Origin of the sequence: Phenylobacterium sp., assembly GCF_036495085.1 — a bacterium.
Taxonomy (GTDB): domain Bacteria; phylum Pseudomonadota; class Alphaproteobacteria; order Caulobacterales; family Caulobacteraceae; genus Phenylobacterium.
The window spans coordinates 1-11711 of record NZ_DASXNL010000070.1; the positions used below are offsets into that span (position 1 = coordinate 1).

General features: G+C 67.1%; 13 protein-coding genes. 7 read left to right on the top strand and 6 right to left on the bottom strand.

What is annotated here, in order from left to right; all coding sequences use genetic code 11:
* Window positions 1–1312 (bottom strand): Hsp70 family protein (locus VGI62_RS08515; RefSeq protein WP_331504023.1); only part of this gene is annotated, 1312 nt, incomplete at its 3' end.
* 86 nt (window positions 1313–1398) lie between these two features.
* On the bottom strand, window positions 1399–3696 hold the full coding sequence (locus tag VGI62_RS08520) for an NADP-dependent malic enzyme (protein ID WP_331504025.1): 2298 nt from the start codon (window positions 3694–3696) through the stop codon (window positions 1399–1401).
* 192 nt (window positions 3697–3888) lie between these two features.
* Between VGI62_RS08520 and VGI62_RS08525 the strand changes: the two genes are divergently transcribed.
* The 6 genes from VGI62_RS08525 (at window position 3889) to VGI62_RS08550 (ending at window position 8164) form a co-directional block, all read left to right on the top strand.
* Window positions 3889–4245: a hypothetical protein gene (locus VGI62_RS08525; protein WP_331504027.1), complete on the top strand. Its 357-nt coding sequence runs from the start codon at window positions 3889–3891 to the stop codon at window positions 4243–4245.
* A gap of 96 nt (window positions 4246–4341) precedes the next feature.
* Entirely contained in the window at window positions 4342–4674 is a 333-nt protein-coding gene (locus VGI62_RS08530) for a metalloregulator ArsR/SmtB family transcription factor (protein ID WP_331504028.1), read from the top strand.
* The gene (locus VGI62_RS08535; protein WP_331504030.1) at window positions 4671–5144 is read left to right on the top strand and encodes an SRPBCC family protein; all 474 of its coding nucleotides are present in this window, start codon (window positions 4671–4673) and stop codon (window positions 5142–5144) included. The genes VGI62_RS08530 and VGI62_RS08535 overlap by 4 nt, the downstream gene beginning before the upstream one ends.
* A gap of 27 nt (window positions 5145–5171) precedes the next feature.
* Window positions 5172–5831 carry a glutathione S-transferase family protein gene (locus VGI62_RS08540; RefSeq protein WP_331504032.1) on the top strand — a complete coding sequence of 220 codons (660 nt, stop codon included), beginning with the start codon at window positions 5172–5174 and terminating at the stop codon, window positions 5829–5831.
* Between the two features lie 48 nt (window positions 5832–5879).
* Window positions 5880–6701, top strand: a complete 822-nt coding sequence (gene dapB, locus VGI62_RS08545) for a 4-hydroxy-tetrahydrodipicolinate reductase (protein ID WP_331504034.1) — start codon at window positions 5880–5882, stop codon at window positions 6699–6701.
* A gap of 2 nt (window positions 6702–6703) precedes the next feature.
* Window positions 6704–8164 carry an amidase family protein gene (locus VGI62_RS08550; protein WP_331504036.1) on the top strand — a complete coding sequence of 487 codons (1461 nt, stop codon included), beginning with the start codon at window positions 6704–6706 and terminating at the stop codon, window positions 8162–8164.
* On the opposite strand, the gene VGI62_RS08555 is transcribed toward VGI62_RS08550, so the two are convergent.
* The 4 genes from VGI62_RS08555 to coaBC are packed head-to-tail and all read right to left on the bottom strand — an operon-like array spanning window position 8140 to window position 10966.
* Entirely contained in the window at window positions 8140–8673 is a 534-nt protein-coding gene (locus tag VGI62_RS08555) for a GNAT family protein (protein WP_331504038.1), read from the bottom strand. The genes VGI62_RS08550 and VGI62_RS08555 overlap by 25 nt on opposite strands.
* Window positions 8670–9305 (bottom strand): hypothetical protein, encoded by a 636-nt coding sequence (locus VGI62_RS08560; protein WP_331504040.1) that lies wholly within the window; start codon window positions 9303–9305, stop codon window positions 8670–8672. The genes VGI62_RS08555 and VGI62_RS08560 overlap by 4 nt, the downstream gene beginning before the upstream one ends.
* 7 nt (window positions 9306–9312) lie before the next feature.
* Complete coding sequence (gene dut / locus VGI62_RS08565) at window positions 9313–9765, bottom strand: dUTP diphosphatase (protein WP_331504042.1); 453 nt, start codon at window positions 9763–9765, stop codon at window positions 9313–9315.
* Window positions 9766–9775: 10 nt separating this feature from the next.
* Complete coding sequence (gene coaBC / locus VGI62_RS08570) at window positions 9776–10966, bottom strand: bifunctional phosphopantothenoylcysteine decarboxylase/phosphopantothenate--cysteine ligase CoaBC (protein WP_331504076.1); 1191 nt, start codon at window positions 10964–10966, stop codon at window positions 9776–9778.
* A 237-nt stretch (window positions 10967–11203) separates the two neighbouring features.
* On the opposite strand from coaBC, the gene VGI62_RS08575 reads away from it, so the two are divergent.
* On the top strand, window positions 11204–11710 hold the full coding sequence (locus VGI62_RS08575; protein WP_331504044.1) for a cupin domain-containing protein: 507 nt from the start codon (window positions 11204–11206) through the stop codon (window positions 11708–11710).
* Window position 11711 lies beyond the last annotated feature (1 nt).

An 11711-nucleotide genomic window follows, 5' to 3' on the forward strand; every position in this document is an offset into this window, starting at 1 on the left:
CGCCCGCATGGTCCCCCGCCTTCATCGTCCAATGCGAAAGATCGCGCTCGCGGCCCATCAGCGCCAGTCCCGAGGCGATGGATTCCAGCTCCGCCCCGGTCTCGATCTTCGCCGGGTCGAAACGGCGCTGGAAGATCGCGCGCACCGCCGGCACCAGCGACGAGCCACCGGTCAGGAAGACGCGGTCGATGTCCTCGGCCGCGAGGTTGGCGTTGGCCAGGGCTTGGTCGACAGCCGTCTCGATCAGCTTCAGCTCCGGAGCGATCCAGCCCTCGAAGGTCGCGCGCCGCACGCCGCCCTTCAGCGAGATGGAGCCCGCCTCGAATTCGAACAGCGCCGCCTCGTCGGCCGACAGCGCCTCCTTCAGGCGGCTGACCGAGCGGTAGAGCTGGTAGCCGTAGTTCTCGTCGAGGGTCTCCACCAGGCGCTCGATCTTCTGCGGCTCCATGGCCTCGCGGACCAGGGCGCGGATCTCGCGCATGTCGCGGCTGGCGCGCATCAGGGCCAGCTGGTCCCAGCGGGCGAAGGCCGAATAGTAGCGGTTGGGGATCGGCAGCACCTTGCCGAAGCTCTGGTAGCTCGACCCCTTGCCCAGCGCCGGCGAGACCAGGTTGTCGATGATCCGGTAGTCGAAGGCGTCGCCGGCCACGCCGACGCCGGAGCGGCCTAGCGGGTGGCTGCGGATCTCGCCGGCCTCACGCTCGAAGCGGATGATCGAGAAGTCGGAGGTGCCGCCGCCGAAGTCGCCGACCAGGACGGTGGCGTCATGATCGAGCTCACGGGCGAAGAAGAAAGCAGCGCCCACCGGCTCGTAGGCATAGAGAATCTCGGAGAAACCCAGGCGTTCGAAGGCGGTCTCATAGCGTGACAGCGCGAGCGGCTCGCTGGGCGCGGCGCCGGCGAAGGTCACTGGCCGGCCGACGATGACCCGGTCCGGAAGTTCAGTCATTCCAGCGTCGGCATACGCGCGCAACTTCAGCAGGAAGGTCGAGAGCAGGTCCTCGAAGCGATAGCGGCGACCCAGCACCTGGGTTTCGGTGAAGCTCTCGGAGGCCGCGAAGCTCTTGAACGACTGGATGAACCGGGTCTCGGCGGGATCTTCGACATATGCATCGATGGCCCACGGACCGGCTGCGATAGCCCGATCGTTCGGCCGCTCGCCTGCGTGGAACGACAGGCAGCTTCGAAAAGCGAAAAGCTCTCCCTCAGGCGCGGGAAAGCGGACGAGGTGCGCCGGCCCTGACTGGTCCGCCAGCGCCACAACGGTGTTGGTCGTGCCGAAGTCGATGCCAAGGCTCAGGGCGGAGGTCACGGCGCGCTCTCCTGTGCGGGGCGCGCCCCATAGCAAACTTCGGTGTGATCCAGGAAGCCTGCCTCAGCGCCGTCCAGGGACGAGGCCTACGGCGTCACGTCGATCTCCACCAGCGGGCGGTCGTAGGCGCAGACGGTCGCCATGTGCAGGATCTTCGAGACCGAGGCCGACAGCGGGCAGATCTGCACGGCGCGATCGAGACCGAGGAGGATCGGACCGATCACTGTGGCGCCGCCCAGGGACTGGATCAGCTGGGTCGAGATGGCCGCGGAGTGGATCGCCGGCATGATCAGCACGTTGGCGGGCCCCGATAGCCGCATGAAGGGGTAGTTGACCCGGGCCTCAGGCTGCAGCGCCAGCTCCGGCGGCATTTCGCCCTCATATTCGAAGTCGACGCCATCGAGCTCGTCCAGCAGGGCGACGGCCTCGCGCACCTTTTCGGAACGCTGGCCCATCGGATTGCCGAAGGTCGAATAACTCATGAAAGCCAGGCGCGGCGTGTAGCCGAGGGTGCGCACCGCGCGGGCGGCTTCCTTGGCGATCTCGACCAGATCCTCGGCTTCCGGCATCTCGGTGACGCTGGTGTCGGCGATGAACAGGGTGCGTCCCTTGGCGAGGACCACGCTGAGGCCGATCACCCGACCGTCGGGCGCGGGGTCGATGACGCGCAGGACCTCTTCGAGCACCTGGTCGAAGGAGCGGGTGACGCCGGTGACCATGCCGTCGGCGTGGCCCAGCGCCACCATGGCGGCTGCAAACGAGTTCCGGTCCTGGTTGATCAGCCGCTGCACGTCGCGGCGCAGGAAGCCTTCGCGCTGCAGCCGGGCATAGAGGTAGTCGACGTATTCCGGGTTTCTGTCGGAAAGCCGGGCGTTGAGGATCTCCAGCTTCACGTCGCCAGGGTCCAGGCCCACCAGGCGCATGTTGTCGTGCACCAGGTCTTCGCGACCGACCAGAATCGCCTCGCCCAGGCCGGCGGTCTGGAAGGCGTAGGCGGCGCGGATCACACTGGGCTCCTCGCCCTCGGCGAACACCACCCGCTTGGTCGGGCCGGAAAGCACCGCGCCCTGCAGCTTCTGCAGGAAGGCCGCCGTCGGGTCGAGCCGTTGGGCCAGGGACGCTCGGTAGGCGTCCATGTCATCGATGGGCTTTCGGGCGACGCCGGTTTCCATCGCAGCCTTGGCCACGAATGGCGGAACGTAGGTGATGAGCCGCGGATCGAACGGCGTCGGGATGATGTACTCCGGCCCGAACTTCAGTTGCAGGCCGTGATAGGCGGCGGCGACTTCGTCAGGGACGTCTTCACGCGCCAGCATGGCCAACGCGTTAGCGCAGGCGATTTTCATCTCCATGTTTACGCGCCTGGCGCGCACGTCGAGGGCGCCGCGGAAGATGTAGGGGAAGCCCAGGACGTTGTTCACCTGGTTCGGATAGTCGGAGCGGCCGGTTGCGACGATGGCGTCGGGACGGACGGCATAGACCTCTTCAGGCGTGATCTCGGGGTCCGGATTGGCCATCGCGAAGATGATCGGCTTGGGCGCCATGGTCTGCACCAGCTCGGCGCTGAGCGCGCCCTTGGTGGAGAGCCCGATGAAGACATCGGCGCCCTTGATCGCCTCGGCAAGCGTCCGGTGCGGCGTATCGACGGCGTGCGCCGACTTCCATTGGTTCATGTCCTCCGGGCGGCCGCGCCAGAGCACACCCTTGCGGTCGACGGCGATGACGTTGTCCGGCTTCACCCCCATGGCCTTGATCAGCTCGAGCGTGGCGATGCCGGCGGCCCCTGGACCGTTCAGCACGACCTTCACATCGGCGATGTCGCGGCCGGTGATGTGGCAGGCGTTGATGAGGCCGGCGGCGGAGATGATCGCCGTGCCATGCTGGTCGTCGTGGAAGACCGGGATGTCGAGGAGTTCCTGAAGCTCCGTCTCGATGCGGAAGCACTCGGGGCTCTTGATATCCTCCAGGTTGATCCCGCCATAGGTCAGGCCGATGTTCTTGACGACCGTGATTATTTCATCGGGGTCGGTGGCGGCCACCTCAACGTCGATGGCGTCGACGTCGGCGAAACGCTTGAAGAGGACGCCCTTGCCCTCCATCACCGGCTTGGAGGCGAGCGCGCCGAGGTTGCCCAATCCAAGGATCGCGGTGCCGTTGGAGATCACGGCCACCAGGTTGCCCTTTGACGTGTATTCGTAGGCCGCATCCGGATCGGCGGCGATGGCCAGCACCGGCACGGCGACGCCCGGCGAATATGCGAGGCTCAGGTCACTTTGCGTCGCCATCGGCTTGGTGGCCGAGATGGCGATCTTTCCGGGCGTCGGAAACCGGTGGAAGTTGAGGGCTTCCTCGTCGGTAAAGGTGCGTTTCTCGGCGTCGCTCATTGCGGCGGCGGATCCTTAAGGCGTCGGTTGCGATGAGAGCGCGAACCTACAGACCCCGGTCCCTTGAAACAACCTCGGTCGAGCTTGCTCCGCCACGCATTTGTGTCGGTCGGGATTTCGACATTGGAACAATCGGCCTCGGAGCTGCTTTTTAGCAGGCTGGCTTGGGGGCCATGAGATGGGAAGTCCATGATGCCGAAGACATTCTCTTATGCAGCGCTTGTTGCTGCCCTGGCCATTGCCGGGCCGGTCCTAGCCCAATCCTCATCCTCCTCCTCCACACAGCCGGCAAACCCGGCGCCGAGCGTTTCCGGTTCTGACACCGCCGCCAACGCGGGGGCCAGCACCGAGGTCGCCACGGGCATGACGGTGAAGGACAACACTGGCGCCTCGATCGGCCAGGTGACCGGCGTCAAGTCCGGCGTCGCCACAATCAAGATGGGGACCGACACCTTCACGGTCGATACCTCGAAGCTCGCCGTCGAGAACGGGGCGGCGACCATCAACGCCTCGCAGGCCGACATCAAGAAGATGATGCCGAAGAAGTAGCTTCGCGCCGGCGTCCGGGGGGGCAGGCCGGGCCCGCCCTCCCGTTCCTGCGCAACAGGCCTTGACTCTTTCGTTAGTCACCGCTTACGGTAAGCCATGACTAACGCAAATGCCTTTGCCGCTCTGGCCGATCCGACCCGACGTGAGGTGTTTGAGCGCCTCGCGAGCGGGCCGTTGGCCGTGGGCGAGTTGGCGCACGGCCTTCCGGTCAGCCGGCCGGCCGTCTCGCAACATTTGAAGGTCCTCAAGGAGGCCGGCTTGGTCACCGATCGGCCGGAGGGGGCGCGGCGTGTCTACCAGATCGACCCGCACGGTCTGGGCCAGATCCGCGCCTGGCTCGACCAGTTCTGGGATAACGCCCTTAGCGCCTTCGCGGCCGAGGTTGAACGCAGCGTCGACGAATCCGACCCGGAGAAGGAAAAGCCGTGAGCCAGACCATCACCCCCGCCGCAATCAGGAAGACGCTTACCGTGCGTACGACGCCCGAAAAGGCGTTCGATGTGTTCACCGCCGGCTTCGACCGCTGGTGGCCGAAGACCCACCATATCGGCGAGTCCCCCCTCAAGAAGGCCGTGATCGAGCCCGGGGTGGGTGGCCGCTGGTACGGTCTCGGCGAAGATGGGTCGGAGGGCCTGTGGGGCGATGTCCTGGCCTGGGACCCGCCGGCTCGCCTGGTGCTGGCGTGGCGGATCAACGGGCAGTGGAAGTACGATCCGGGCCTGCTCACGGAAGTCGAAGTGCTGTTCACCGCAGTGGGCTCCAGCGAGACCCGCATCGACTTCGAACACCGAAATCTCGAGCGCTTCGGCGACAGCGACGCCGCCAAGCAAGCCCGCGCCGCCATGGACGACGGTTGGGGAACGATCCTCGAGAGCTTCAAGAGCGTCGCGAACGGCTAGAGCCAAGCGCCTGAGAGGAGGTCCGACATGTCCCCGATCACCGTCTACGGAATTCCCGGCAGCCCCTACGTACGGATGCCCCTGCTCGTCTGTGAGGAAAAGGCCGCTCCTTACCGGCTCGAAGCTATGGAGTTCGGCAAGACCAGGACGCCTGAACACCTGGCGCGCCAGCCGTTCGGCCGGATTCCCTACATCGAACACGACGGCTTCTGGCTCTACGAGGCTCAGGCGATCGTCCGGTACATCGACCAGGTGGCCGACGGCCCAAGACTGACGCCCACCGATCCGCGAGCCCAGGCGCGGATGAACCAGGTGATGAACATCGTCGACTGGTACGTCATGCCCTCCATAAGTTCAGCGATCGGCTTCAATCGGGTCGTCAAGCCGATCTTCGGCATGCCGGTGGACGAGGCCGCGGTGGCCGCGGCGGTGCCGCAAGCCAGGCTCTGCGTTAAGGCCCTCGAGGAGATCCTCGGCGACAAGCCCTATTTCGCGGGCGACGAGGTCTCTCTGGGCGACCTGATGGCCGTGGCCCACCTCGACATTCTGCCGCAGTCGCCGGAGGGCGCAGAGATGATGGCCGGTTCGCCCCTGCTGGCCTGGCTCGACCGAATGGGCGCTCGCCCAAGCGTCGCGGCGACCACCATGCAGAAGTTGATGAACCTGGCGGAGCCGGTCGCCGCCTGAGCTTTGTCGTTGACCCGGCGGGCGGGCTCGCGAGACTAGCCGCCTTTCTTGCCTCCCGCCGGAGTGACGCCGCTGCCCGACACCTCAATCAAGATCGCCGTCGGCGGCGCCCTGGGACGCATGGGCCGCGCAATGTGCGATGCTGTCCTCGCCGACCCTGGCATGGAGTTGGCCGCGCGCTTCGACCGGCCGGGTCTTACGGGCGAGGGGATCGTCGGCCAGGACGAAGCGCTCGCGTCCGCCGACGTCGTGGTCGATTTCAGCACTCCAGCAGCATCAACCGCCCTGGCCGAGGTCTGCGCGGGCCGCGGCGGGCCGGCCCTGCTGCTCGGCGCGACGGGGTTCGAGGCCGGCCAGATCGCGATCATTGAGTCTGCGGCGCGAAGAGTCGCGATCGTTCGCGCCGGGAACTTCTCGCTTGGCCTCAACATGATGCTCGGCTTCGTGGAGCAAACGGCTCGGCAGCTCGGGCCCGACACCTACGACATCGAGATCTTCGAAGCCCATCATCGGCGCAAGATCGACGCTCCATCCGGCGCAGCCCTGATGCTGGGTGAAGCCGCCGCGAGGGGCCGCGACGTGTCCTTCTCCAGCGTGGCCAAGCGCGGCCGCGACGGCATCACCGGCCCACGGACACCCGGCGAGATCGGCTTCTCGGTCGTGCGGGGCGGCGGGATCGTCGGCGAGCACAGCGTCAGCTTCATCGCCGAAGATGAGAGCTTCACGCTCTCGCACTCCGCCCGCGACCGGGGCCTCTTCGCCCGAGGCGCCGTCGTCGCTGCGCGCTGGGTGGTGGGCCGCCCGGCCGGCCACTACAGCATGCGTGATGTCCTGGGCTTTTCCGACAAGACTAGCGTGCTTGTGGGCTGACCATGGACGACCTCCTCAAGCGCGACGCCACTGACCAGCTCGTTGCGCTGAACGCCAAGCGTGTGTCGGCCGTGGAGCTCTTGAAGGCCTCGCTAGCCAGACACGAACAGACCCACGGCCAATTGAACGCGGTCGTCGCCATCGACCTGGAACGCGCGTTCGAGCGGGCGCGAGCCGTCGATGATCTCAGGGCCAAGGGTGAAGCTCCCGGCCTGCTCGCCGGGCTTCCGATGACCGTGAAGGACACGCTCGATGTCGTGGGCCTGCCGGCCTCCTCAGGGCTCAGGCAGCTTCGTCAGCGGCAGGCCGAGGACGCCTCAGCGGTGCGGCTCGCCAGACAGGCTGGGGCGGTGATCTGGGGCAAGACCAACACACCGGTAATGGCTGGAGACTGGCAGACCTTCAACGCCCTCTACGGGACGACCAACAACCCATGGGACGCGACGAGGACAACCGGCGGCTCCTCGGGCGGCGCGGCGGCGGCGCTGGCGGCGGGCGTCACAGCACTGGAGATCGGCTCGGACATCGGCGGGTCCCTGCGCGTCCCGGCGAGCTTCTGCGGCGTCTACAGCCACAAGCCGACCTGGGGCCTCGTCGACCAGCATGGCCACGTGCCGCCGTCTCCCGGCTCCTGGAGCCAGCGGGACCTGAACGTCGTCGGCCCCATGGCCCGCTCGGCGCGGGACCTGCGCTTGCTGCTTTCAGTGATCGACGGGAGCCTGCTGGCCGCCAAGGCGGCGCCCGCCGAGCTGAGGGAGGCGAGGATCGCGCTGTGGCTCGATGAGCCGAGCTTCCCGCTGGACCCCCAGGTGCGTACGGCGATTGAACGCTTCGCAGGCGAGTTGACCGCCGCCGGCGTCACCATCATCCCCATCGCGTCCCCGGTTCATATGCCGGGCTTGATGAGCGCCTACCAAGTCCTGTTGGGGGCCGTGCTTGGCCAGGATATGCCGCCGGCCACGATCCGCGGCATGGAGCGGATGCGCGGCTGGGCGCGCTGGCAGATGAACCGTGGCGCCGCGCCGACCTCCAACGCCGCCATGACGCTGGCCTACACGGCGACCCATCGCGAGTGGATGGCCGCCGACGCCGTGCGCAACCGGCTGCGCCACGACGTAGGCGAGGTGTTCGGCCGCTTTGACGCGATCCTGGCGCCGATTGCGCCGGTCGCGGCCTTCCCGCACGACCACCGCCCGTTTGGCCGACGCAGCCTGACAACCTCGGACGGCCAGGTCGTGCCCTACCCCTCGATGCTGAACTGGATCTCCCTGGCGACCGCCCTGCACCTGCCGGCCACCGCGATCCCGGCTGGCGCAACGGCCTTCGGCCTTCCGGTGGGCGCACAACTGATAGGCCCCTTGAACAGCGATGGGCGCATGCTGGCGCTCGCCCAGGCTATCGAAGAAAACGTCCGCGGCTTCACGGCGCCGGAAGTGGCTCAGTCGTCCGCAAGCCGCGCGTAGAGCCACTGGTCCCAGTAACGGCCTTTCCAATAGGCGTAGTCGCGCAAGACGCCCTCGCGGGAAAATCCGTGACGTTCCAGGAGCGCCGCCGAGCCGGCGTTCGCCGCGGTGACCAACGCCTCGATGCGACGCAGGCCGAGCGACTCAAATCCGTAACGGAGGACTACAGGAAGAACCTCGGTCATCACCCCATGGCGCCGGCGCGCGCGAATGACGTCATAGGCCACCTCGCCTCGTGACCCGCGATCGCGCACGAGCGCATTAAAGCCTGCCGTGCCGACAAAGGCGCCCGTCCGATCGCGGATCGCCCAACGGATGCCGTTTCCCGACACCGCCAGTCCGCTCGCCCAGGCGATCACGGCGTCGGCGTCGGCCACCTCTGCCAGCGGTTCGATGTCCATGTACTCGACTGTCGCGGCGTCGGAGAAATGCGCGAAGAGATCGGCCCGATCGCTGCGGGAGAGCGGGGTGAGCTTATAGTTGGCAGAGGCGAGGCCCGCGCCGCTCACGGCTTGTCAGGCGGAGGAACCTGACGCTCCCAAAGGCCGTCGACGGCGGCCTGGACATCTTCTGCCACACCGCGCCGGACAAGCGACATGCCTTCCATCTCGACCTTGTCGCTGCGGATCATCCGCGGGTGCAGGCTGTAACCCACCAGGTAGAGGGCGCGGTCGGTCTTGGTCTGGCCGTCCTCGATGAACACAGTGACGATGCCGACCGGCAGCCGGCCCTGGCGCTGCTTCGAGCCACGGCCATGTAGGGCCCTGTCGAGGCCGCCCTCGAACCAGCCGGCCTCGATGCGCGGATTGCCGGTCGTCTGCACCGCATCGCCGCGCACATCGCTCGGGAAGGTGATCGCCTGGGTCTGGATCACCTGCTCGGGGTGCACGCTGGCAAGCCGTAGACGCTCGCCGGACCCTTCCGGCGTTCCGGTCATCAGGAAGGAGAGCTTCAGGACACCAGCCTGAGCCTCGGCCTTGCGCTCACGCTCGGCCGCGGCGCGTTCGCGGTCGGACTGGGCGCGCTCGCGATGATTGTCCCAATAACCCAGCGCCGCGATCGCCACCGCGGCGATGCCTACGAACTCAGCCAGGGTCAGCCAGCGGAACGGCAGGCGTTTCTTGCGCGGCGACTCGCTCATCGGCGCGTCAGCGTCCCGTCGAGCCGAAGCCGCCGGAGCCGCGAGCGGTCTGCTCCAGGCTCGACACCTCCAGCCACGCCGCCTGGACCACAGGGGCGATCACCAGTTGGGCGATGCGCTCGCCGCGGCGGATGACGAAGTCTTCTTCGCCCAGGTTGATCAGGATCACCTTCACCTCGCCCCGGTAGTCGGCGTCAACCGTCCCTGGGGTGTTCAAGCAGGTGACCCCGTGCTTGGCCGCCAGCCCGGAGCGCGGCCGAACCTGACCCTCGAAACCCGCCGGCAGCGCGAAAGCCAGACCCGTAGGCACGGGAAACCGCGCGCCGGGACGCAGCGTCAGCGGTTCATCGTCCGGCACGGCGGCGCGCAGGTCCATGCCGGCAGCCTGGCCGGTTTCATAAGCGGGCAACGGCAGGCCTTCGCCATGCGGCAGGCGAACAATCGGAATGGTCGGATTCACTCAGGTTTCCTTAGGCGAATTGGTCGGCGATGCGGTCGGCCAGGCGGCGCGCAACCTCATCCTTGGCCATCCGCTCCCATTGCTCGATTCCGCTGGCGCTGACGAGAGCCACGGCGTTGCGGTCGCCGCCCATGGTCCCGGCCACGCTGACGTCGTTGGCGACGATCCAGTCACAGCCCTTCCTGGCGAGCTTGGCCTTGGCGTGGGCCTCGAGGTCGTTGGTCTCGGCGGCAAAACCTACCACCAGGCGTGGACGACGAGCGTCTTTCGAGAGGCTGGCAAGTATGTCGGGGTTCTCAACAAGGACAATGGGCTCAGGCGCACCGGCGCCCTTCTTTAGTTTGCGCCCGCTGGCGTCGGCGGGGCGCCAGTCCGCGACAGCGGCTACGCAGACTGCGACGTCGGCCGGCAGCGCCGCCTCGCAGGCGGCCAGCATCTCTCGCGCGCTCTCGACGTCGACGCGGGTGACGCCGACGGGGACGCCCAGGGCTGTGGGGCCACTCACCAGGGTCACCTCGGCGCCCAGCGCCGCCAGCGCGCCGGCGATGGCGTATCCCTGCTTTCCCGACGACCGGTTGGTGAGCATCCGTACCGGGTCGATAGCCTCGGCGGTGGGACCTGCGGTGACGAGGGCGCGTTTGCCGGCGAGCGGGCTCGCGCCCTTGCCGAGCAACGCCATGATCGCCTCGAAGATCACCGGTGGTTCGGCCATACGGCCAGGACCGTACTCGCCGCAGGCCATGGCGCCTTCGTCGGGACCGACGAAGGCCACCCCGTCGGCCCTCAATGTGGCGAGGTTTCGCTTTGTGGCCGCGTGCTCCCACATCCGCACGTTCATGGCCGGCGCCATCAACACGGGCTTGTCCGTGGCGAGCAGGGTCGTGGAGGCCAGGTCGTTCGCCAGACCGCCGGCGGCCTTGGCCATTAGGTCAGCCGTTGCCGGGGCCACGACCACAAGGTCGACCGAGCGGGAGAGTTCGATGTGGCCCATCTCCTGCTCATCGGTCAGCGAGAAGAGCTCGGCGTGGACCTTTTGCTCGGCGAGCGCCCCAAGCGACAGGGGGGTGACGAACTCGGCGCCGGCCTGGGTAAGGATCGGACGCACTGCAACGCCGGCCTTGCGAAGCAGGCGGGTCAATTCGAGGCTCTTGTACGCCGCGATCCCGCCGCCGACGATCAATAGAACCCGCTTTTCAGCCAGAGTACCTGCCAAGGCCTTCGCCCCTCATGCGACGCGCGTCAGGCATAGGCCAGATGGGGCCGCGGGACAAATCCGGCAAATCGCGCTCGACATCCGTCTCGACTTGTTCTCTCTTTGTTCGGAATTCGCAGTACGTTACCGCCAACCTCATCGGCGCCCATCTTTCGCTGCAGCCTTGCCGCTTTCCCTGGGGCTCCTCGAGGTTGACGTCGTTCAAGACAGATGGAGGCAAGATCCATGGCTGATCCCAGGCACATCGTGCGCACCGGTCGGGTCGACTGGTCGCAAGTCTGGCGCGGGCGCCATCCCTTCAACCCGGCCTCTGAGATGCGGATGGTCCCGCTTGGCGATCCGGTCGGCATGAAGCAGATCGGCGCCCACCTGATCCGCATTCCGCCGGGGAAGGAGAGTTTTATCCCCCATGCCCACTCTGTCTCGGAGGAGTTCGTTTTCGTCCTCGAGGGCGTCGGCGAGATGGTGCTGGACGGGGTGGGCCATGCGGTCGGCCCAGGCGACTTCGTGGGCTTTCCCATCGACGGCGTCGTGCATTCGCTGAAGTCCGTGGGCCCGGGCGACCTCGTCTACCTGACCGCCGGGCGGCGCGATCCGATTGAGGTGGCGGACATGCCGACCATCGGCAAGACCACCGTCTTCCGTGACGGCCGCATGGAGCTGTTCGGTGAGGACGGGGCCGAGCGCCTGACGCAGGCCGAATGGATGGCGCGAACCAGGATCGAGGGCTGAG

Coding starts and splice junctions, on each gene's coding strand:
- VGI62_RS08525 (WP_331504027.1), top strand. CDS start 3,889: ATGCCGAAGACATTCTCTTATGCAGCGCTTGTTGCTGCCCTGGCCATT.
- VGI62_RS08530 (WP_331504028.1), top strand. CDS start 4,342: ATGACTAACGCAAATGCCTTTGCCGCTCTGGCCGATCCGACCCGACGT.
- VGI62_RS08575 (WP_331504044.1), top strand. CDS start 11,204: ATGGCTGATCCCAGGCACATCGTGCGCACCGGTCGGGTCGACTGGTCG.
- VGI62_RS08560 (WP_331504040.1), bottom strand. CDS start 9,305: ATGAGCGAGTCGCCGCGCAAGAAACGCCTGCCGTTCCGCTGGCTGACC.
- VGI62_RS08540 (WP_331504032.1), top strand. CDS start 5,172: ATGTCCCCGATCACCGTCTACGGAATTCCCGGCAGCCCCTACGTACGG.
- VGI62_RS08520 (WP_331504025.1), bottom strand. CDS start 3,696: ATGAGCGACGCCGAGAAACGCACCTTTACCGACGAGGAAGCCCTCAAC.
- VGI62_RS08550 (WP_331504036.1), top strand. CDS start 6,704: ATGGACGACCTCCTCAAGCGCGACGCCACTGACCAGCTCGTTGCGCTG.